Origin of the sequence: Paenibacillus sp. FSL R5-0345, from assembly GCF_000758585.1 — a bacterium.
Lineage (GTDB): Bacteria > Bacillota > Bacilli > Paenibacillales > Paenibacillaceae > Paenibacillus_AQ.
In genome coordinates, this window is sequence record NZ_CP009281.1 from 3,916,865 (window position 1) to 3,938,751 (window position 21,887).

19 protein-coding genes are annotated in these 21,887 nt (G+C 44.3%); 2 read left to right on the plus strand and 17 right to left on the minus strand.

The features are described from left to right. The first annotated feature begins 134 nt into the window (after window positions 1-134). Complete coding sequence (locus R50345_RS17275) at window positions 135-1,781, plus strand: glycosyl hydrolase family 28-related protein (RefSeq protein WP_042128570.1); 1,647 nt, start codon at window positions 135-137, stop codon at window positions 1,779-1,781. 4 nt (window positions 1,782-1,785) lie between these two features. On the opposite strand, the gene R50345_RS17280 is transcribed toward R50345_RS17275, so the two are convergent. The 14 genes from R50345_RS17280 to R50345_RS17345 all read right to left on the minus strand — a co-directional run bounded on the left by R50345_RS17280 (window position 1,786) and on the right by R50345_RS17345 (window position 16,483). Beyond that, window positions 1,786-2,952: a DegT/DnrJ/EryC1/StrS family aminotransferase gene (locus R50345_RS17280; RefSeq protein ID WP_042128572.1), complete on the minus strand. Its 1,167-nt coding sequence runs from the start codon at window positions 2,950-2,952 to the stop codon at window positions 1,786-1,788. A 59-nt stretch (window positions 2,953-3,011) separates the two neighbouring features. Continuing rightward, on the minus strand, window positions 3,012-4,118 hold the full coding sequence (locus R50345_RS17285; RefSeq protein WP_042128574.1) for a GNAT family N-acetyltransferase: 1,107 nt from the start codon (window positions 4,116-4,118) through the stop codon (window positions 3,012-3,014). A gap of 78 nt (window positions 4,119-4,196) precedes the next feature. Further along, the gene (locus tag R50345_RS17290; protein ID WP_042128575.1) at window positions 4,197-5,006 is read right to left on the minus strand and encodes a GNAT family N-acetyltransferase; all 810 of its coding nucleotides are present in this window, start codon (window positions 5,004-5,006) and stop codon (window positions 4,197-4,199) included. Next, window positions 5,003-5,629 (minus strand): sugar transferase, encoded by a 627-nt coding sequence (locus R50345_RS17295; protein ID WP_156114824.1) that lies wholly within the window; start codon window positions 5,627-5,629, stop codon window positions 5,003-5,005. The genes R50345_RS17290 and R50345_RS17295 overlap by 4 nt, the downstream gene beginning before the upstream one ends. A gap of 24 nt (window positions 5,630-5,653) precedes the next feature. Continuing rightward, window positions 5,654-6,760 carry an LCP family protein gene (locus R50345_RS17300; protein ID WP_197069688.1) on the minus strand — a complete coding sequence of 369 codons (1,107 nt, stop codon included), beginning with the start codon at window positions 6,758-6,760 and terminating at the stop codon, window positions 5,654-5,656. 15 nt (window positions 6,761-6,775) lie between these two features. Then, on the minus strand, window positions 6,776-8,686 hold the full coding sequence (locus tag R50345_RS17305; RefSeq protein ID WP_042128579.1) for a polysaccharide biosynthesis protein: 1,911 nt from the start codon (window positions 8,684-8,686) through the stop codon (window positions 6,776-6,778). A 62-nt stretch (window positions 8,687-8,748) separates the two neighbouring features. Beyond that, on the minus strand, window positions 8,749-10,062 hold the full coding sequence (locus R50345_RS17310; RefSeq protein WP_331281375.1) for a glycosyltransferase family 4 protein: 1,314 nt from the start codon (window positions 10,060-10,062) through the stop codon (window positions 8,749-8,751). Then, a complete protein-coding gene (locus R50345_RS17315; protein ID WP_042128583.1) occupies window positions 9,995-11,257 on the minus strand; it encodes an O-antigen ligase family protein in 1,263 nt (420 codons plus the stop codon). The genes R50345_RS17310 and R50345_RS17315 overlap by 68 nt, the downstream gene beginning before the upstream one ends. Before the next feature lie 35 nt (window positions 11,258-11,292). Then, window positions 11,293-12,561, minus strand: a complete 1,269-nt coding sequence (locus R50345_RS17320; RefSeq protein ID WP_042128585.1) for an oligosaccharide flippase family protein — start codon at window positions 12,559-12,561, stop codon at window positions 11,293-11,295. After that, window positions 12,534-13,241: a CpsD/CapB family tyrosine-protein kinase gene (locus tag R50345_RS17325; protein ID WP_042128587.1), complete on the minus strand. Its 708-nt coding sequence runs from the start codon at window positions 13,239-13,241 to the stop codon at window positions 12,534-12,536. The genes R50345_RS17320 and R50345_RS17325 overlap by 28 nt, the downstream gene beginning before the upstream one ends. Next, window positions 13,189-13,947, minus strand: coding sequence for a YveK family protein (locus tag R50345_RS17330; RefSeq protein WP_042128589.1), 759 nt, complete (start codon window positions 13,945-13,947; stop codon window positions 13,189-13,191). The genes R50345_RS17325 and R50345_RS17330 overlap by 53 nt, the downstream gene beginning before the upstream one ends. 260 nt (window positions 13,948-14,207) lie before the next feature. Next, a complete protein-coding gene (locus tag R50345_RS17335) occupies window positions 14,208-15,179 on the minus strand; it encodes a permease prefix domain 1-containing protein (RefSeq protein WP_042128592.1) in 972 nt (323 codons plus the stop codon). A gap of 6 nt (window positions 15,180-15,185) precedes the next feature. Beyond that, entirely contained in the window at window positions 15,186-15,512 is a 327-nt protein-coding gene (locus R50345_RS17340; protein ID WP_042128594.1) for a PadR family transcriptional regulator, read from the minus strand. A gap of 251 nt (window positions 15,513-15,763) precedes the next feature. Further along, window positions 15,764-16,483 carry an SDR family NAD(P)-dependent oxidoreductase gene (locus R50345_RS17345; RefSeq protein ID WP_042128596.1) on the minus strand — a complete coding sequence of 240 codons (720 nt, stop codon included), beginning with the start codon at window positions 16,481-16,483 and terminating at the stop codon, window positions 15,764-15,766. A gap of 16 nt (window positions 16,484-16,499) precedes the next feature. Between R50345_RS17345 and R50345_RS31990 the strand changes: the two genes are divergently transcribed. Further along, window positions 16,500-16,658, plus strand: a complete 159-nt coding sequence (locus R50345_RS31990) for a hypothetical protein (protein WP_231573799.1) — start codon at window positions 16,500-16,502, stop codon at window positions 16,656-16,658. A gap of 173 nt (window positions 16,659-16,831) precedes the next feature. Here R50345_RS31990 and R50345_RS17350 read toward each other — a convergent pair whose 3' ends face one another. The 3 genes from R50345_RS17350 to R50345_RS17360 all read right to left on the minus strand — a co-directional run bounded on the left by R50345_RS17350 (window position 16,832) and on the right by R50345_RS17360 (window position 21,869). Next, window positions 16,832-17,647 (minus strand): ABC transporter permease, encoded by an 816-nt coding sequence (locus R50345_RS17350; protein ID WP_042128598.1) that lies wholly within the window; start codon window positions 17,645-17,647, stop codon window positions 16,832-16,834. Continuing rightward, window positions 17,644-18,675, minus strand: a complete 1,032-nt coding sequence (locus tag R50345_RS17355; protein ID WP_042128600.1) for a daunorubicin resistance protein DrrA family ABC transporter ATP-binding protein — start codon at window positions 18,673-18,675, stop codon at window positions 17,644-17,646. Before R50345_RS17355 ends, R50345_RS17350 begins: the two co-directional genes overlap by 4 nt. A 155-nt stretch (window positions 18,676-18,830) precedes the next feature. Further along, window positions 18,831-21,869, minus strand: a complete 3,039-nt coding sequence (locus tag R50345_RS17360) for a peptidase domain-containing ABC transporter (protein WP_052414639.1) — start codon at window positions 21,867-21,869, stop codon at window positions 18,831-18,833. Window positions 21,870-21,887: the final 18 nt, after the last annotated feature.

The window sequence follows — 21,887 nt, forward strand, 5'->3', positions numbered from 1 at the left end:
GTTCACATAAAATACTTAAGAAGAAACGATGTTGTCATCCAATATGGACGACAACCGTTACTCGTAGAAATATAAGGATGTATATAACGAGGACTTTCTTATATTTCAAATCAAAAAATAAAGGAGTGAAGTATATGGCAACTGCACCTATTCCAGACAATTCTGTAACAACGTCCGTGATTGCGGACGGCGCGGTCACTTCTATTAAATTAGACCCTGAAACTAACGGTTATGTGAATGTTCGATCCTATGGCGCTACAGGGAATGGTACTAAAGATGACACCATCGCGATTCAAAATGCAATCAATGCCGGAAATGCCAAACGCAAGGTTGTTATTTTCCCGCCTGGTGTATATAAAGTATCTTCAGGCCGCATGCGTAATCCTTCCAGCCTTGAATGGTGGTGTCTTCGTATACCAACCGGAACTAACCTAAGCTTTGAACCAGGATCTAAGCTGTCACTGGCTTCGAACCCTCCTTCAGATACTAGAGTACTTGTCATCCTAAACGCCTCTGATATCACGATAACAGGTGATCTCGAAATTGATGGAAGTGCTTCGACTGTGAAAACAAACGTCAACGATCAGCTTCACGGCTTGTTCATTTCTTCTTCGCAAAATATATCCATCGAATCGGTATACTCCCATGATTGCTACGGTGACAATATTTTCATTGGAGGTACAGAAGCGATTCCATCCGTTAACGTGCAGATCGGGTATGCGCGCTGTGAAACGGCTGGACGCAAGAACTTCGTCATCCATTTTGTAGACCAACTTCATGTCAACAGTGCTGTCCTGAACAACAGTCGCGGCGGAGCACCTAGCTTCACTGGAGCCAACTCACTAGACTTGGAGCCCGATGAGTTCAAAGGTACTCGCAGCTTTTATCAACGCTTCGATTCCTTGACTACCACTGGTTTCGGTAATGATCTGTCAGCAGGACTTACAGATGAAATCGCTAGACTCTGGACCCTCGACATCGGTTCACTTGATATGCGTGTTAGTGGATCAGCGAGTCCTGCTATACTCTCTTATGGACTGACGTTAAAAATCAGTAACTTATTTATTCGTTCTACCGATCATAAAGCTAGTTACGGTCTACAGACGATCTATTCACAATTTATTGATATCGCTAGTGCAAGCTTCGATGGCATCGGTGGTCCGGCGATCTTTGCTGCGTTTAATGCTGCTGGAGGTAAACCAAGATTGCATATCGGATCGTTAGGAGTGTACGGCTCAGGCTCCAGCTTAGCTAGCGGAGTCCGAATCGACGGAGGAGATCTTTATGTGGGGACTATGGATGCACAGGATCTAGTAGGGAGTTCTCTATACTTGTTCGCTACACAGTCAGACACCATGGTTACTGTTGACAATATGATCGTTCGTAACAGCGGGACCAATCAGGTAGTACTAGTCTCTTCTTATGGTTCGGCTAAGCCTTTCTTGCGTTTGAACAATGTAGCGGTATTTGATACCCGTTCTGTGAAGGTAAAACGCATTCTAGAATTTGAAACATTGGTTGCCATGCAAGGCACTTCCCTTGGCACCGTGTATAATCCGTATGCCATTACTGAATGGTTCTCTACCTATGGCAACTTCAAACGGGCAGTCCGACTCGTTGGTGGAACACTGCTTCCTGCAGTATTTATCGTGGAAGGTTCGCCAGAGGGAACGATAACCGCTCCGATTGGCAGTCTGGCTATGCGAACAGATGGTGTAGCTAAAGCTACTTTTTATGTGAAGGAAAGCGGAACCGGTGCTAACGGTTGGGTTGCCAAGTGAACATTCAGCGGTTCTGAATGCATGACTCTATTGCATCCATTATACGAACCAGATCATCATCCGATAAGGAGCTTCCAGAGGGTAGACATACACCTTTTGTGAACAATTGATCAGATACACTATGTCCCTCCATGTATGGATAATAGAAGGCATTCTCGAACAGCGGCTGCAAATGCAGTGGTTTCCATACAGGTCTAGCTTCTATATTGTTAAATTCCAGGCACTTTAAAAGTTGATTAGAGGAGAAGCCCGCGATCTCTTCATCAATCGTTAGCGCACTTAACCAGCGTGTACTGCGACAATTAGGCGCTTCCGGCATAAAATGAAGACCTGGAACGGATCCCAATCGTTCTAAATACACTTGAGAAATATATCTACGTCGTTCAACTCTTTCCTCTAGTAGCTCCAACTGACCGCGGCCTATTGCTGCCAACAGATTGCTGAGACGGTAGTTGTAACCCATTTCGGAATGCTGATAATGTGGTGCAGTGTCACGCGCTTGCGTAGACCAGAAACGAGCCTGTTCCAACGCTTCGGTATCATCCGATACAAGCATACCTCCACCTGAGGTTGTAATGATTTTATTACCGTTAAAAGAATAAATTCCGAAGCGGCCCCAAGTACCGCTAGCCTTTCCATGATAAAAAGCACCTAGAGATTCAGCCGCATCTTCTATCAATGTAATACCATAACGATTCGCGATTTCTACAATCGGCTCCATGTCTGCGCTCTGCCCGTACAAATTGACAACAACGGCTGCTTTCGGCAGTAGCCCTCTGTCATTCAAATCCTGGCAGGCCCGTTGAAAGGCTAGTGGACACATATTCCATGTCTCCGGCTCTGAGTCTACGAATACAGGTGTAGCCCCCAAATATAGAATAGGATTGGCACTAGCTACGAACGTGAGCGTCGAACAAATCACGTAATCTCCTTGAGAAACGCCGGCAAGACGCAGTGCAAGATGAATTGCCGCTGTTCCAGAGCTTAATGCAAGTGCACCCTTTGAACCTGTATAGTAGGCCATCTCCCGTTCGAAAGCATCGACTTGTGGTCCTATGGGAGCGATCCAGCCAGAGTGAATGGCATCCTCCAAATAAGCCTGTTCACGTCCACTCACATGCGGTGGAGATAACAAGATTCGTGGTAGAATGCTTGGTTGACGAATACTCATGCCTTGCTCCTTTCTCCATTTGGATGCTTTAATCCAAATGGATTACATATCTTATTGACTTACTTCAGAGCATGGTCCATGATATTTTGATTCAAAAAAGAGGGATGCCGGTAGAGTGGAAAGTAATTCCCCGCCCCCCCGGTGTCATAGAGCGACATTATTCGTTCATACACCTCGGGGAAAAATATTCGCTTACCTAGGTAATAGTCCAGTGGTTCTAGTTGAGTCGCAAATTTTTGTTTGAACTGAAATAGTTCGTCGTTACCTGTATATCCTCCACCGAGATGGAATTTTTCGTATCCATTCTCCATCCCCCACACCGCTGCTGAGTGGATGAGAAGTTTGGTGGGTGACCACTGCAGATAAGCTCGATCCCAACCACATAAGTGATAATGCATCCAGGGCCGATCAAGGAGCACAATACTTGCGGCTACCGCCTTGTCCCCATCCATCGCCTCGAACAGCGCTACCCGTCCCTCTGGCAAAAGGCTTGTATCTTCTATAAATTTTTGAGGAAAATAATAAAAGGGATCCGCTTGTAAATCATCTAACGTGCCGTAATATAATTCGGTGAAAGGCTCAATCCGATCCTTAAGCTCCGACTTTCGAATGGTAAATGGCGCTGACTTTAGTTTACGAATATTTCTTTTATGATTGCCGCCATAGTTCTGAATTAGTGCTGACTCTGAGCCAACGGTCAAATCTATATATGCTGTATTCCGATTCAACTCCGCAATAAGCCCGTTTTGGGCTTCGGTAGCATTGCCTATGAAAGGATGAAATCTTACGAACTCGGTCATAATTCTTTTCTCTCTGCAATAATCTGTGAACGTTTCACTGAATTGTCGATAGAGCTCCGATCGTTCCGCTCCTCTAGGCACATTAGATATCGGTCCCCCGTATCCATAAGGTGTGCTGATGTCGTACCATTCCCCTTCAAGTCCCAGTTGGATGAGTGCTGGAAGATGACTAATGGAACGTAGTAAATAAGGATAAATGATGAGCTTCTCACCCTGCTTAAAAACAAACAACTCTGCCTGTTGAAAATCATCCTCGAACATTCGAAAAAACTCTGCTGAGAAATAGATATCCTTCTTATCCATCTGAATCAAATAAGCATCCCATTCTTCAGAAAGCGAGCTGTTAAGTATAATGAAATTACTCATACGTCACCTCCTAAAAGTTAAGTTAGCGTATCCTTCCTTGAGGTACTTCGAAAAAACTTACTTCGGAAGCGTTCGCTGCTAATCCAATATTTTGATCATACGTATGCTTTCAGTGCTTAAGCTTAGCGCAGGATCTCTCTCACGTAGGAATGCATCGGATGAGAGCAATAACAACTTTCTCTCACGATCTAGGTCGAGTAACACATCGGTTAGTGATTCCCCGCCGTCCCACTCTCCACTTTGCAGTTGGATGCGAAAATACCGCTCGCCGAGCCGCCCCACAACTGAAGTCTTCTGTTTCGTTCTAATCCTAAAAGAAGAGAATCCGTATTTTAGATGATGCGCCTCTGCCATCGGGTAATCATCAATGATGTACGCCACTTCCTCATCATCTATATGTGATCCAGCAGCAATAAAATCTGCACTACCCACGAATGAACGATCCAAATCCCTCACATACCAATAAGTACGTCCTTCTTCAACAAAACCCAGACGAAGATACCAAGCATGAGCCTGTTCATTCCATGAGAACACATCCAGCACCAACTTCTTAATGTCATCCCTTTTTGCTAATTTCTCTCCGTATGCCATGAGCATGCCGCCAATACCATCCTTACGATAAGGCGCATCCACATTTAAATTATTCAGAACCAACATTTGTTCCATTCTTCGCCATTCAGCGAATCCAATGAGCGCTTCTCCAATATAAGCTCCAATCAATAATGTGGCTGAATGTCCTCCACACTTACAAGCTGCTTGTAGATATGCCGGATAACCAGCACAAGCAAATATCGTTTGATTGTAAACATGCTCCGGTAAGTTGCTCTTTAAGAGCCGGCATGCATGATGTATATCGTCTTCATGCAGCGGTCTAAACTGCACATTCATGCCTGGCCCTCCTTTTTATTCAGCCTATACTCATCCAGAGGAAGGCTATGCCGACCTGGATTGGCTACAACATCATCTTGGCGAATCACCTTCAAGACGGTCTTACATAATATCAGCGCATCCAGTCTGAAGCTTAAATTCTCGACATAAGTGACATCATACGAAAGTCGATCTTTCCATGACGAAGTATTGCGTCCTGACACCTGTGCTAATCCCGTAATTCCCGGTCTTACTGAGAAACGCAGCCTCTCCTGTTCGGAGTAGTAAGGGCTGTACCGCATGAGCAAAGGTCTTGGACCAATCAGGCTCATTTCTCCCTTAACAACATTCACCAATTGCGGTAATTCATCCAGACTTAGCTTCCGGATGATTCCGCCAAACTTGATGTATCGTCGCTCATCAGGTAACGGTTGACCCTGCGTGTCATACAGTTCAGCCATGGTCCGGAATTTGTAGATGAAGAAGGGTTTCTCTCCCAGTCCAGGTCGCTGCTGCTTGAATAAGATTGGGCTTCCAAGCTTTATTCGAATCAACACCGCCACCACAGCCATGACTGGACTAAATATACATAACATAACGATCGCTCCCACAAGATCGAAGCCTCGTTTCATATGGCGATACATGTTAGTACTCCTCCCGCCTTTCTCTTAATCCGTAAAAAGACGTTCCTTAAGTGAATTCACCTGTTTTAAATCAGCACTCCAGTAGTACACCTTGGTTCCAACTAGCGGATCAGGACCAAAACTGTTGTTACCTGGTATCTGCTCGTATTGAAAGTCATCGGAAGTTATCCCCTTGAATAACCAAGCTAAGCTGAGCAAATCACTGTCGCTAAAGCTTGTATCGATAATGTCTTTCTTTTCATGGAGTAGTAATCCCGCCAGATCCGGAAGATGCTCAGGACTGAGTAGCTTATTGGCCACAGCTCTAACGATATTGAATTGCTCTTCTTGACGACTAAAGTCACCGTTCGGAGTAGAATACCGCTCCCTTGCAAGATAGAGTGCATGAACGCCATCTAGATGCTGTTCACCTTTTTTGATGGTAATCTCTGGCGTTATGGTCACGTCCTGATCGATCACCATATCAATCCCACCGATCGAATCGATGAAATCACGAACACCTGAGAAGTTCGTCTTGATGTAATGATGAATGGGGATATTCATAAAGTCGCTCACCGCTTGAATAAGCGTCAGTGTTCCTTGCTCATTCCCACCTTTGGATTCCCCAACAATATGAGCGTGGTTAATTTTGGTATATCCGACATTTTGTACATAAACCCTTGTATCACGCGGCACAGAGACGATGTTCACCTTCCGCTGTTCCGGCATCACATGTACAACCATGATGGTATCTGCACGCGAAATCTCCCCGCCCCACGTATCAGTTCCAATGAGTACAACATTGAAGGATGAAGTTTTTTTATCGGATGCAGATGTTGTCGCTGTTGGTTCAGATGATGGAGGTACCGTAATCTCCGTATTTACTGGGCTTTTCGAAGTCTCTTCCGACTGCGTTTTCCCCACAGGAACCACAGAAATTTTAGAGCTAGGTATCGTCAATGGATTAAGGACCGCCTTTTGAAAACGCTGTTCAGGATTTAACACCCCTCTAATCCAAATCCCACCAACGACAATCACAATTAGAAAACCAATCAGGGCGAATCTTCCAATTCGCCTCATGACTATTTGCTTTCTTGTGAATTTCCTGTCGCTCTTGCCACGCAAATGCAATCTCTTTTTCCAACTTCTCATAAACGACTTCATCGCTTAGATCCCCGCATGAACTTCGGATTTGATCCGTTCAAGCTCATGAGTAACAACCTGTGGTTCTTCTTGAAAGCCCGAATAGCTCGGAATAAGCTGCTTTAATAATTTCTTAATTTGATAACTGCTCGGCACAAATTCGTACCGTTTGCACAAATTCTCCAGAACTCCAAGAACCAAATTCAATTCAGATCTGGATACACTTTGAGGACGACTGATCATGATGCGATAGTTATTGGTAACCATCAACCCTTCCTCTTCCGTCAGGAGTTCCTCATATAATTTCTCTCCAGGACGAATACCTGTGATCACAATGGGGATATCTTTATCGGGTTCTAAGCCGGACAGACGTATTAAATCTCTTGCTAGATCGTATATCCGAACTGGCTTACCCATATCAAGCACGAACACCTCGCCGCCTTGTGCCAGTACACTCGCTTGAATAACCAATTGCACCGCTTCAGGAATCGTCATGAAATACCGCACCATATCCATGTGGGTGACTGTAACCGGGCCACCACTCTCAATCTGTCTTTTGAATAACGGAATAACACTTCCCCGGCTACCGAGTACATTTCCGAAACGGACAGCGGCAAAAACCGTCTTGCTGGATGAATTCTGATCATTAATAATCATTTCTGCAGCCCGCTTCGTAGCTCCCATGACACTGGTTGGATTAACCGCTTTGTCTGAAGAGATGAGAATGAACCGCTTTGCACCATATTTGGCGCTCGCCTCCGCAACATTCCTTGTTCCGATAACGTTGTTCTTAACTGCCTCGACCGGGTTCATCTCCATAAGTGGAACATGTTTATGCGCTGCGGCGTGATACACGATCGTAGGTCGGAAATTTTGAAATACACTATCGATCCGCGACACATCTTGAATATCCGCTATGATGGGTTGAATCTTCTGATCGGGATATAGCTGACGCAGCTCTTGTTCAATCAGGTAAATGCTGTTCTCACCATGCCCAAGAAGCAGCATTTCCTTCGGACGATATGCAGCTAGCTGCCGGCACAGTTCCGAACCGATGGAGCCTCCAGCACCCGTGATGAGGATACACTCACTCCCTAAATTCTCGCGAATCTCCTCAGTGTTAATCTCAACAGGAGTTCTTCCCAGCAAATCATTTACGGACACTTCACGGATTCGATTAACTGCCATTTTCCCGTCCAAAATTTCTGTCATACTAGGCATTAGCTTAACCTGTGCTTTGGTTGACTTGCAGATTTCGATAATCTCCATTAAGTCGTTTTGTGGTGCTGTCGGAAGGGCAATAATAATGAATGCAATATCCAGCTGATCCACGGCTTCTGGAATGAAATTTCGGTTACCCACAATCGGGAGCCCCATTACTTCCAGCTTTTGTTTGGATATATCATCATCAATGAAGGCGACCGGATTCATAAATTTGAACCTTGAATGCTTGATATCTTTCGTAACGAGGATTCCTGCCTTACCAGCCCCTACGATTAGAAGATTACCTTCGAAGGCCTCCTTCGTACCCGTTGTCTCAAACCCATCATTAAGAAGACGTTTAACCATTCGTAACCCAACAATGCCGAGGAACACATAACCCGCTGCAAAATAAATAGAAATCGGTAGTCGATAGGAAGGAACTACTGCGTGTGCGGATACGTTGACAACAATCACGCCAACAAGTGTTAATACACTCACTTTCAGCAGCTGCAATAACTCTCTCATTCCCGTGTATCGCCAAATATTGTTATACACTTTGAATCCAAATGAGAAGGCCGCATACACCGCAATGTGAATCAATATAGCCCACGGAAGCATCCACACGTACATCTCAGGGATTTGAAAATCAAACCGAAGTAAAAACACAAGCCACACTGAAGCCGCAATAATCCCCGCATCCAACATGACCAAACGGACGATCCGCATTCTCATCACTTCTTTCTCCCTAATTAACTAAAAGTTCATTTACTCGACTTTTATGTGTGAGTGAATGATCAATCTCCCGACAGGCTAGGTTGCATATCAGACGGAACTCTCTTTCTTTCCTCCTTATTCAATGCTTCTATATAGATCGAGTCCATTTCACGGAGCACTGCAGGCAATCCGTAGCGAATGATACTCTCCTTGTTTGTTTCTCCCATCGCTGTGGTTAATGCTGAATCATCTCGTAGTTGAATAAATGCCTTAGCGGTAGCGACAATATCATCAACGGGAACTAACATGCCTGTTGACTCATGTTCGATCAAATCACGAATCCCCCGAATATGTGTACCGATAACAGGTTTTCCTACTGCCATCGCCTCCATAATCGCCCGAGGTAATCCCTCCCGATAGGACACAAGTGCAGCAACATCACAAGCTCTAAGCAGATCGGGAATATCTCTGCGATATCCAAGCATATGCACGCGATCGCTGACACCTAGCCGATTAGCAAGTTCCAATAGTGTCTGCTCAAGCGGCCCCGTACCCGCAAAAGCCAGATGAATATTAGCAGCTCGAGCCCCTAACTGACCCAGCGCTTCAATCAACTGCTTCTGATTCTTGTTGGCGTTTAGCTCAGCAACGCATAGGATGACAAAGGGCGGTTCATCATGCTCGATTTTTGGAAGATCAAATAGTTGGCGCCGCCTATCTGCCTTCTCTGCCTCAACTTCAGGATGATTACGTACGCTGCTGTAAACCTGGAGATCGAGTCCTACACCACTCACATAGATCACTTTTTTCCGTACAGAAAATCTCTGGGCACGTGTATAATCCTCACTATTTATGGTGATCAGCACATCTGTCCAGCGCGCCATTAACCGCTCCAGCGGATAATAAAGCATCCAATTCACTAAAGGGGCTCCCTTGAAAAAATGAAAGCCGTGAGCTGTATACAATGTGCAAGGTATACCTGCTCTATAGGCTGCAATCCGTCCGAGAATCGAAGCAACTGGCGTATGTACATGGACGAACTGAAATCCCTCCTTCTTGAAGCTTTCCGTTAACATCCTTAGAGCCGCCCAGTTCTGCATCTGCAAAGGACTGCGCTGGATGGGCACATCATGGCAGACGATTCCCTTCTCTTCTAACCGTAATCTCGCTTCACCAGGTTGTGCGTAAGCATGCACTTCACATCCCTTTTGCTGCAATAACTCCATATAAGGTAGATGGAAACTCTCAAAATGCCCAAAAATGGAGGCTACAAAAGCGACTCTTACCGGCCCACAGTCTTCAGCAGGTATGCTCCCGAACCTCTTGTTATTGCGCTTGTTCTGCTTGTTGTCGTAGCTTTCGGCCGGTTGACTTTTCGATGCCTTTGGTTCGATACCGCATCACTCCTTTCCACCCCGTATTCGTTAATCGGATGCAAGCCGCGTTCATAGCCATCATGAACCACCAGTACCGCTGGAATAAGGCTTCAATGCCCATCGAAAGTCCAATCATCGCTGCGTGAGATAGCAGTAATGCCATAATGATCGGTCTGTTCACCTTATCTGCCGCGCGATAAGAACGGAGCCCGACGATGAAGAACCAGATCATGAAGCCGCCATACACGATCAAGCCTAGTAAGCCAAATTCCGTCATAAACCAAATCGGAGTATTATGGATAATAATCCGCAATTCATAGTTATAGCTACCAAGTCCAATCCCTAATAATGGACTTTGGGCGATCCAATCTACTGCCTTCCCAATGATGTCAAGCCGTGATTGAATCTGCGAGGGTCTACTAGCCATATTCCCAAGTACATCCAGATAAGCAGTACCTTTATACAACAGCAGTGCTGCAAACGCGACACTAAACCCCATGCCGATCTTTAGAAGTCGAGAAGGATTCGTCAGGAGAAGCGTAAGTAGAACAAGGAACAGACCAATCCATGACGATCGCGAAAAGGTCATCATGATTCCCCCGGCTAAGGTAATCGTCGCTAGCGTGCTCACCCATCCCCTAAGTAGCTTCACTCCGTTCCCACTCGTCATGATATGAATGGCAAAAGCCGTTACTAGTAACCCGCCATATGCATTCGGATCAATTAACATCCCAGAGAGACGACCATCTTGCACCATATACGGAACCTTAACTCCACTAAAGAAGTCGAACAAAGCCAGACTATTGAAGATCAGCACGCTGATCAGAAAAGCACGTAGCATTTTATATAACCGATCCCAGCTATCTACAGCTTGAACAAGCATGATATACGTCAGCAGCAGGAGTATAAACCCAAAATCTTTTTGCAATAGAGCGTATTGCGTAATGAATCCATTGCGCCAAATGGATACAAATGAAGCTAGGACGAAAATAAACAACATTCCCCAATGCCATGAACTAAACTGCCTTCGGTCCAATTTGAGGTGTATACCTGCCGTAAACAAACCAAGCATCAAGAATAGATCAGAGGGTGCGATTCGAAAGGCGCCACCGAAGTCAATTTGGGCCGGAAGGCAGATGATGTAACCCATAACCGCAAACAGAAATAAATTACGCATGGTGTAGGGTTTCCCTACAACGGATACAGATGTCATACAAGCCCCTACTTTCGTATGAGAAATTGCCTCACTTATGCGGCCAATTCCCGTTGTACCTGTTTCCTTGCCTGACGAATTACCAAGTAAAGCACGATCACACTGCCAATCATCTGAACGAATAAGGCCAAACTAGCCCCCATTGCAGCACCTATCACCCCGAAAATGGGTACGAAGATCAGACAAGTAAGCCCATTAGTGATTACTGAACATAGAAACAACGGAATCTGCGCTTTGTACTTGCCCGTAGCCGTTATGGCATACCACAGGTAAGACGATACAAACACCAACAAGGTAGAAACGAGCAACCAATGAAATAAACCTATCTCTGCAGCCACATCTGGACTGAATAAAAGGGTTAGCACCTGAGACCCAAATATCCACCCGATCAAACAAGCAACCGCACTAATTCCAACCCCCATTGCAATCATTCGACTGAGCAAAGTAACAAACTCCTTATGACGCCCAGCAGCATGCCAACGGGCAAGACGTGGCGTTATCGCTTCACCGAGCGCAGTAACAATAACGTTGCAGGCAACAATCATGTATGAGAGCGTAGCGTATATACCTAAATCATGTTCCCCTTTAAAGTAAGAGATTGCGTATAATGGAATATTGGTATTTAGCGACATTAACGCGAGCACAATGCCTAGGGGTGAACTGATGATCAGCAAGCCCCACAATTGTCTATTTTTAAAAAGTGGCCTGAGCGATGTGTAGACTCTCGCTTTACGAGCATCGTATGCAATCGTTATTGCTAACCATCCGATGATCATGACTAACAACGCTAGAATGAGACTCTGAGTAGGGATAAATACGAGGGCGAAGGCAAGTATGGAGAATAATCCTTTAGCGGTTCTCGAGAAAGATATTTGATCTAACTTCTCTTGCTTCTGAACGATGCCCAACAAAATATCGCTGACCGACTCAACAATTCTATACAATCCGATGAAAAATATGACTATAGCTGTATTCCAATCAAAACCACCGACGATGCAACAACCCGCTGTAATCGTGAATGCAACAGCGGTTGTCACGAGTCGAAGGCCAAAAAAATCTCCGAAAATATATTTCCCAGAGGCATCAACTATCAAGACCGAGCGCAGGTGCAGATGCGACAACATGAAGATGGGAGCCGTCACAGCAAGACCTAACGAATATTGCCCAACAATTTCGGATGATCCAAACTTATTAAGCAGAATTACAATCACAAACTGAGCACCTGCATAAGTGATATTCCCGAATAAATATCGAAGAGAAGCAAAGGTCATATCCGTTAGACCATTCCAGAAGATGAAGCCCAATCGGCAAAATCTTCACCGCGAATCTTGTAACGCTTGCTACTTTTTCGATAATTCAGAACTGCTCCCAATACATGTGCACCTTGCTGCTCAAGCATCTGTTTGGCAGAGTTCGTATGCTTCAAGAGCACTTTCCCAGATTTAACTACTAACAGTACACCCTCAGTCATCTTTGCCAAGATAAGCGCATCCGAGAAGGGCATTAACACCGAAGAAGAATCGATAACAATCGTATCAAATCGCTCACTAAGCTCTGCAAATAACCTCTTCATTCCTGTTGATCCTAGTAAGTCCGCCGGATTCGGTGAGATTGGACCAGAGGTCAGTACTGAAAGCCCCTCTGAATCCTCAATAGAAAAAATACAATCCTCCAATCGGGTTTGATCCACTAGGATGCTACTTAACCCGACCCAATTGGGTAAATCGAATGCCTTATGCACAGTTGGCGTGCGCAGGTCTCCATCGATCAGCAGCACGGTTCTGCCCGTTTCCGCCATAGCTATGGCCAAGTTCATCGCTACTGTCGACTTCCCTTCATTTGGAAGAGAGCTTGTGACTAATAAAGATCGGATTTCTCCACCTACTCGGGTATAGCGAATATTGGAGCGAATCGTTCGGAATTGATCTCCATTAGATGATTTCGGTTGTTCCAGGCAATACAATTTTGGCGTTTTCTTCTTCATGTCTTGTCGCTCCTTCTACTGAATTGGATTTCGACTTCGCCCGCCGTTTCCGTGGTTTCAATTTCCCCACCGTTCCTAGCAGAGGAAGCTGCAAATCCAACTGAATGTTTTTGGCGCTCCTCACAGGTTTTTCTGCCAATTCCCGTAGAATGGAAAACGCGACCCCAGCAATCAATGCAAGTCCGAAAGCAACGACCATATTAAAGACAGGCTTGGGTGAGATCGCCTCAAAAGGAACTTTGGCTCGGTCGAGAAACACTACATTTTCTACCCCCATAATGGCTTGAATGTTCTCGTTAAAAGCCTCCCCAAAACCGTTTGCGATATCCGTAGCCTGCTGAGCATTAGAATCCGTAACAATTACCGTCGTCACTAATGACTCACTACTAGTTCTTGTCTTAACTTTTTCTAATAGTTTTTCAGGGGTCATATTTAATTGCAGCTTTCTAACGACCTCTTCAGCAATTCTGCTGCTTCGGATAATTTCCCCGTAAGTGGTTACTAGTTTTTGCCCAGCCATAATGTCATTGATTGCCTTCTGCTGCCTGTCCCCTTGAATAAGAATAGAAGCTGTCGCCTCATATTTCGGCTTCAAAACATAGTAGCTAACGAAGCTAGCGAGACCGACCGCAACAATACATAACACAATGATGAACAGCAGCTTACGTTTTACTAGCTTCAAAATGCTGCCCAGTTCAAATTCCATCGCTCATTTCTCCTAACCGTTAATGTATTTTCGTCTTCTTCAACAAGAGTATTATTGTATATTCATATTCTCGTCCGCCCAATATATGTCCAATATAAGCTGAAAATTTATTAGTCTACTGTTTTAATAGATCCACGAAAGCGCTCTATTAAACTTCAACACAAATAGGCAGCCTACCAGTTAGTTCATACTGGTAAACTGCCTATTTTATTCCTTGCGTTACTCTCCTATTTATTTAAATCATGATTGTTGAGAACCTCTTAAGAGACATTTTTACGTTTCGTAATATGATAGATATTGCTGAACATGCCAGAGAGAATACCGGCAATCGGGAATACGGCCCAGTTGACATCCCAGCGCTGATAGACAAATCCTGTGAACAAGAAGATCACTGTCGCCAAAGGCCACAATATCGCCCCCACAGCTCCTATAAATCGGTCCTCTTCCTTCTTTTGTGCAGTAATTATCGGCTCCTCCAGCAGCTTCGTATATGCACCTTGGATATTACCGTAATAGATGAACAGAAACACCGCCACTGCCGCGATCGGTAAAAAGGCAACAACTCCATATGGAGTATAGTCATCGTTAACAAATGAAGTTGCGAAGATAAAAGCCGGTGATAACACGCACAGGCAAACGCCTGTAATCAGTGAAAGGCGATAGGTCGGAGCATAAAGGGCTTGGCTGCGTTGAAGTGCCGCTTTGAGCGCATAAGGTAATTGAAAGCCCTGCTCCAGACGTTTGAATCGCTCAAGCTTCATTCCGCTATAGATGAACATTCCCACCGCAACAGCAACCAGTATGAACATTCCTACAAGCCCTAACATCGAGCCTTTATCAGCCACAATAGCATTTTTATGTTCAAACAGTGTATCAAGACCAATCAAAAACGCCACTCCACATGCACATAGAAAAACGCCGATACCAGTCCACATCCCTGCACTACGTCTGGCAGCCACATAAGAGTAAGCCTCTTCTTCTGTTAGCACAGGAACTTTCACAACCTGCTCCGATTCGACAGGCTGGATACCGAGCTCAGCGGTCAACTCTTCAATATTACCGAATTCCGAAATAACGACACCGATCGCTTCATTTTCCGACTTGCCATCATGTTTCAACTCCTGATACTTCTCCTCCATACCATACAGCAGTTCTCTCTTCAAACGCTCCAGTTCCGGAGTTTTTGGAAGGTTAGCGAACATATTATCCAGATATACTACAATCGTCTCCATGCTCTATCACCACTCTCTGATAAATTGGTTAACAACTTCCTGAGTAACCTTCCACTCCTCACATTTCTCCTTATAATAGGCGAGACCTAGCGAAGTAATCCGATAATACGTACGCCGCTTACCGAGACTCTCATCCTGGAAAAAGGATTCAATGTAACCGTTCTTCTCTAACCTGGTAAAAGCGGAATACAAGGTTGTCTCCTTCATAATGTACTTCTCCTGCGTCAACTGCCTGATGTTTTTAGAAATTTCATACCCATAGGATTCTCCATCCAGCAGCATGAAGAGGATCAGCGTATCATTGTAACCGCGTATAACATCACTGCTGATCAATAATGGTAGACCTCCTCGATTACTTCATCTGTCGTAGTAGTTGCAGTATAACATAATTACTACGACAGATGAAGTAGTTTAGGGAAAAATAGGCAAAAAAAACCTAACTGGTTCTATGCTATAAATGAGCATGCTTTTTATGACCCTAATAGAAATCCTATACAGCCTTATACCACAGCAAAAAGCCGCTATCATAGGTAATCCATAGATAGCGGCTTTTGTAAAATTATGAACAGGGCAACTAAGATTTATTATGCATTCAAATCAGACATTGCAGGAATTTGAATTTCTTTGACACAGGAAGCGCTAGAGAGGTTAACGACACATTTCACAATGGAGACAATGTCCTGAACAGGAATTCTTGTGCCGCTATATTCTGCAATTGCTTTTTCCACGCCATCTTCATAAGGAATTTCTGCTGCCAACTCACCCGGATTCACACAAGTAACAGCAATGCCATCCTTGCGAACATGCTCTCGTAATGCATGAGTAATGCCACGCAGACCGAACTTGGAAGCTACAAAGGATACCTGGGCGTTATTGGTATGATCCAGACCTGCTGTGGAGCCAATTAGAATAATTTTCCCTGCCTCCGATTGGCGAAGATTAGGCAGTACTGCCTGTATGCAGGTAATTGTTGATGTTATATTCACATTTATTATGTTGGCAATGTCACTTGCCTCATCTTTGTCAAACGTATAGTGAGACTCAAAGCCTTCTTTTTCCCAAATGCCTACGTTATAAACTAGAACATCCAGTTTCTCCGTTTGAATGCTCTTTGATAAGACTTGTGCGGCATCTGGCTGCGATAAATCTACTGCAATCCAGATTCTTTTTATACCATCATTAAGATCGAGACTGCCTGGCCTGCTTCTGGAAACGATCCAAACTTGATCGCCAGACTCAGGTAACCCTTTCACAAATGCATCTCCCAAACCTTTACTTGCCCCCAAAATCAGATAGTTTCTCATTCTGTCTCCCTTTCCCATGTTTATCATTTTATTTTCATATCATATTACCATCGATGAACATGAAGATGTAGGGTTAGTAGTAGAAATTAGACAATTAACTTTTAAAAAAGCCGCTATCATGGAAGAATCCATAGATAACGGCTTTTGTTCAACAATATCCGGTGCATATGGATAGTGAAATCCCAACCTACGGTTCCAAAGTTAATAAGTTCTCGTACAGCTGAAACGAGGTTTTATGTGAAGCTGTCTCATTTGGGTTAAGCGACAAACCCTGCGTTTACTTCATTCATCTGCATTTGGGAAGACATATTCAAAATGAAGAAACTGGCTAAAACATTGTATTTCAAATTATGTTCGACGCATATAAGCACGTACCGTAATAGGTGCAAAAATTGCGACGATAACAGCTGCTCCGATCAAAGAGATAGTGAAATCCCAACCTACGGTTCCAAAGTTAGTAAGTTGTCGTACGGCAGAAACGAGATGTGAGATTGGATTGACTTTAACAAACCATTGTAACCAGTTAGGCAGCGTATCGACAGGCACGAAGGCATTAGATAGAAACGTAAGTGGGAACAACACAATCATTGATATCCCCTGCACACTAGAAGCAGTCCGTGCAATCACACCGAAGAAAGCAAAAATCCAGCTAATCGACCAAGCACAAACAATAACAAGAAGCGCAGCGAATGCGACATGTTCCAGACCACCATCAGGACGGTAACCCATAATGTAGCCCATGGTAAATGTAAGCACAGTAGCAATCGTGTATCTAATCGTGTCTGCCAACAAAGCTCCCGCTAACGGGGCTATTCGGGCTATTGGCAGTGATTTGAATCGGTCGAACACGCCTTTATCCATATCCTCACGTAATTGGACACCAGTAACGATGGAGGTAGTGATTACGGTCTGCACAAGAATACCGGGGATAATAACAGGCAGATAACTTACCACGTCACCAGATATAGCCCCTCCAAAGATATAGGTAAACATCAGCGTGAAAATAATTGGCTGAAGTGTAACGTCGAACAATTGCTCAGGGGTACGTCGAATTTTCAGTATCCCACGATAAGCCATCGTTAACGAGTTGCGTACAGATTGCCGAAAACTCGTATGATTTTTCAATGGGCGGTTAACACCCGAATTTATTGTAGTGGTTCTCATACTCTTGCTGCCTCCTTAACATTTGACTCTTGGGACGCTGTTGACGCTTCATCCGTAGCACCATGACCTGTAATTGTTAGAAATACTTCATCAAGCGTCGGTTTCTGAACACTCATCTCAGCCAAGTGAATACCTTCTTCACGAAGTGCAATAAGTAGGTCTGTAACTAAATCAGCATCCGCCATAGGTGCCGTTATTTTCCCAGTTTCGTAAGATACCACGGACTGAATTTGGAGCACATGTTCCACACGCTGTCGGGCTAGTTCAATATCTTTTAGATGTTGAACCTTCAGGTGTAGTGATGTGGTACCCACAGACGCTTTCAAATCATCCGCTGTCCCCTCTGCAACGACTTGCCCACGATCGATAACTGCGATCCGATCAGCCAGTTGATCTGCTTCTTCAAGGTACTGTGTAGTCAGAAGAACCGTTGATCCCGTATTCACCAATCGACGAATAGTATCCCACATCTGTGAACGAGTGCGAGGATCAAGCCCTGTAGTTGGTTCATCTAGGAAAATTAAAGGTGGTTGTGCAATAAGGCTAGCTGCCAAATCCAGACGGCGACGCATACCGCCAGAGAAATTTCGAAGAGGCCGTTTAGCCGCCTCAGTCAGACCAAACTCTTCCAGTAATTCTGTTGCTTTTTTCCGCGACTCTGCGCGCCCAAGCCCTAATAGCCGAGAGAAGATGATAAGATTCTCTGTAGCACTTAATGACTCATCGACTGAGGCGTATTGTCCTGTCACACCAATTAATTGCCTAACAATCTGCGACTCCTTCACCACATCATGCCCGAAGATTCGCCCAGTACCTGCATCGGGACGAAGTAAGGTTGCCAGCATCCGAATGACTGTAGTCTTTCCTGCCCCATTCGGACCAAGTACGCCATAGATCGTACCAGCTTTCACGTTCAAATTCACGCCATCCACCGCGCGATTGTCTCCAAATGTTTTGACCAGTCCCCGCGCCTCGACGGCCCACTCGTCATGGTCTGGTGTTAGAATCTTGTTCTGTACTTGCACCATAGTAATTCCCCCAACGTTTCAGATTATATGGTGATAGTAAACCCCATTTATAAACTGAATTTAAACGATGGTTTAAACGGAGTTAAACTTATCCATTTATCTTCTGTGAAAACAAACAAAAAACCACGTTCAATGAACATGGCTAATCCAACACGTTATAGTTGCTGACTGACCAAATAATAATATAGACCTTGAGTCTGCAAAAGCTCTTCATGAGTTCCGTTTTCTACAACCACGCCTTGGTCGAGCACAATGATACGATCCGCATGCTTAACTGTACTTAAACGATGCGCGATGATCAGCGTCGTTCTATTTTTAATAATAAGCTCCATATTGTTCTGAATCTTTCTTTCCGATTCCGTGTCTAGTGCGCTTGTCGCTTCATCAAACACCAATATCGGGGGATTGCCAAGTAGCGCTCGTGCAATCGCGATTCTTTGAGCTTGCCCACCGGATAATCTAATTCCACCTTCGCCGATCATCGTATCATAACGAAGCGGAAGTTCATTAATGAAATCATGTGCGCCGGCTAACATCGCAGAGGCTTCCACTTCACCAAAGGCGACATCCTGCTGTCCGAAGGCTATGTTTTCAAGAATCGTCCCCCGAAAAATCGCTGTATCTTGCTGCACAACCCCTATCTTTTGGCGCAAAGAAAGTGCATCTATCGTTCGCAGGTCATGTCCGTCCACACGTATCGTTCCACTTGAAGGAGAATACAAATTCATTAATAAATTCGCAATTGTTGATTTCCCCGACCCACTTCGTCCTACGATTGCAATAGTTTGTCCCGCCATCATCTCTAAGTTAATGTTCTGAAGAATATTCTTCCCATCCACCTCATAACGGAAGGTAACATTCTCAAAAGAGACATGACCTTTCACATTCACAAGTGTTCTAAGCTGCGTTTGTTCGGACTGCTCAAGGCGTGATTGAAATACATCGTCTAATCTTTCCATAGAAATCCGTGCTTCCATCAGATCATCGAGCATGTGAATAATAAAGGAGATCGACTGAGTTACCGTTGATAACAAAACCGTAAAAGCAACCAGTTCTCCAGCAGACATATCGCCTTGCAATACATATCGGGAGCCAAAATACAAAACTGTAATCGTCCCTAGCGTACGTATCCACTCTCCACCTGTTGCAGCAGTGACCCAAAGCAATGTTCCTTTCAATCGCAGCTTCGTCGCATTATTAAATTTAACTTTCAATTGATTAAACACGGCTCTTTCTGCAGTAAGTGTCTTAATTGATGCAATGAAATTGACAGCCTCCACCATCGTTGATTCTGATTCCGCCTCCGCTTGGAACTGTTTTCTACTGTTTTTGCGCATCCGCGGAGATACGAAATAAATTAGACCGATATATAACGGAATAATAACTGCGGCTATGAAAAATAGCTTTGGATTGTAGTACAGCATTAACGAGCTATAAGCTCCAATGGTAACGAGATCAAGGATTAAATTAGTAGCCCCTGAAGTGAGGATTTGCCGTATTTTTTCATTCTCGTTCACCCTTGTAAGGATATCACCCACAGTACGTTCATTAAAAAAAGATAGGGGTAACCCAAGCAGATGCTCATAAAAAGCTTCTACCATATTCGTATCGATTTTGAGCGCGGTTTTCGAGGATACCCATTGCCTAACGAACATAAAAAGACCGTTAATTAAAGAAATCGCTAGCATAGTAGACATTAATAGGATTAGCAGCTGCTCGTTACGGTGAACCAATACATTATCAATCACTGACTGAGTAATAATGGGCAAAGACAGCGAAATTAGCTGAATTACAACAGACAGCAGCAAAATATTTGCTAGTACATGTTTATGCGGCTTCAGATAAGCGGCATATCTTTGTAAGGTGGAGCCGCGGGGAATGGATTCTTTTAAAGCCATGGTTGGGGCAAGTGTCAAAAGCATACCTTTCCAATGTTGAGCAAATTGTTCATTCGTCAGCTTCTCTACACCGATTGCAGGATCTGCCACATATATATGCTCTTTCGTTACCTGATACACGACAATATAGTGATTCCCTTTCCAATGCGCAATGGCTGGAAGCTGGATATCAGATAGATTTGCCAGGTTAACTCTTAATCCCTCAGCTTCAAATCCTAGAGATTGAGCGCTATCCATCATGTCCTGAAGTGACGTTCCCGATCTGGAGAGTTGCATATTGGACTTAATATAATTAATCGGAACAGATACACTATAATATTTACAGACCATACTTAAGCAGGTGGGACCACAGTCCATTTCACTTTGCTGCAAAATAAAAGGGAACCTTCGCCAAGGTTTTGCAGGCTTAGATTTGATTCGTCTCACAATAGCTGATTTTTCTATCGGAATTGATACGCTTGGTTCCGGAGCTGGCTCAGTGAAGTCTTCAACTTTCTGGTCGAGGGGATTACGGCCACTGTAATTTGAAGCAATTCGAAGGATCGCTTCCTTAATTTTCGGATATTCGCTTATGAGATGGTCAAAATCTTCTTTCGAAAGCCGAAAAAGCGTAGATTTTTCTGTTGTTCTAACCGTTGCTTTACGAGGTTCTCCTTTTAGCAGCGCTAATTCTCCGAAAAAATCACCCGCTTGCAGCTTATTTAGCAACACGCCCTGACTTTCTTTTACCACTTCTGCGTGCCCAGATCTTAATATGTAAAATGCGTCTCCTGGTTCACCCTCTGTTACAACTGAAGCACCGGCTGAGTATTCACAAACTGTAATTTTATCGAGCAGTGAACGAAGCACCTGATATTCAATGTTAGAAAAGATAGTAGAGCCCTTCAAAAAAATACGCATCGCATCAGATGCCATATATTGATTCATATATATGCTTAGATCAGGGCGCGTCTCCAGCATTAGAATAAAATCTTCCTTGGATAACTTTAACACCTGAAGCTCTGTGGACGCTCTAATCGTAATATCCGTCGTTTCATTGTTCAACAAAGCACTTTCTCCGAAATGCTCACCCGTCTGGAGCAAACCCAGGTTCATCTCATTGCCATCAGGCAGTTCTTTAATTCGTCTAGCCTGTCCTGAAACGATGATATAGAAAGCATTCATCTGTTCCCCGGTATGAACAATCGTCTGTCCCATTTCAAAGTTAACTACTGTAAGTTGCTGCGACAAGAGAAGCTTTTCCTGTTCATTCATTACATCAAAAAGAGATACCTGATTTAACAGCCTCTCCACCATGCACACATCCCAACTTGG

Bases quoted from the DNA above. Each gene is read 5' to 3' on its own strand.
- R50345_RS17275 (WP_042128570.1), top strand. From the start codon at position 135: ATGGCAACTGCACCTATTCCAGACAATTCTGTAACAACGTCCGTGATT.
- R50345_RS17280 (WP_042128572.1), bottom strand. From the start codon at position 2,952: ATGAGTATTCGTCAACCAAGCATTCTACCACGAATCTTGTTATCTCCA.
- R50345_RS17285 (WP_042128574.1), bottom strand. From the start codon at position 4,118: ATGAGTAATTTCATTATACTTAACAGCTCGCTTTCTGAAGAATGGGAT.
- R50345_RS17290 (WP_042128575.1), bottom strand. From the start codon at position 5,006: ATGAATGTGCAGTTTAGACCGCTGCATGAAGACGATATACATCATGCA.
- R50345_RS17295 (WP_156114824.1), bottom strand. From the start codon at position 5,629: ATGTATCGCCATATGAAACGAGGCTTCGATCTTGTGGGAGCGATCGTT.
- R50345_RS17300 (WP_197069688.1), bottom strand. From the start codon at position 6,760: ATGAGAAGTTGGAAAAAGAGATTGCATTTGCGTGGCAAGAGCGACAGG.
- R50345_RS17305 (WP_042128579.1), bottom strand. From the start codon at position 8,686: ATGAGAATGCGGATCGTCCGTTTGGTCATGTTGGATGCGGGGATTATT.
- R50345_RS17315 (WP_042128583.1), bottom strand. From the start codon at position 11,257: ATGACATCTGTATCCGTTGTAGGGAAACCCTACACCATGCGTAATTTA.
- R50345_RS17325 (WP_042128587.1), bottom strand. From the start codon at position 13,241: ATGAAGAAGAAAACGCCAAAATTGTATTGCCTGGAACAACCGAAATCA.
- R50345_RS17330 (WP_042128589.1), bottom strand. From the start codon at position 13,947: ATGGAATTTGAACTGGGCAGCATTTTGAAGCTAGTAAAACGTAAGCTG.
- R50345_RS17335 (WP_042128592.1), bottom strand. From the start codon at position 15,179: ATGGAGACGATTGTAGTATATCTGGATAATATGTTCGCTAACCTTCCA.
- R50345_RS17345 (WP_042128596.1), bottom strand. From the start codon at position 16,483: ATGAGAAACTATCTGATTTTGGGGGCAAGTAAAGGTTTGGGAGATGCA.
- R50345_RS31990 (WP_231573799.1), top strand. From the start codon at position 16,500: ATGTTTATCATTTTATTTTCATATCATATTACCATCGATGAACATGAA.
- R50345_RS17350 (WP_042128598.1), bottom strand. From the start codon at position 17,647: ATGAGAACCACTACAATAAATTCGGGTGTTAACCGCCCATTGAAAAAT.
- R50345_RS17355 (WP_042128600.1), bottom strand. From the start codon at position 18,675: ATGGTGCAAGTACAGAACAAGATTCTAACACCAGACCATGACGAGTGG.
- R50345_RS17360 (WP_052414639.1), bottom strand. From the start codon at position 21,869: ATGGTGGAGAGGCTGTTAAATCAGGTATCTCTTTTTGATGTAATGAAT.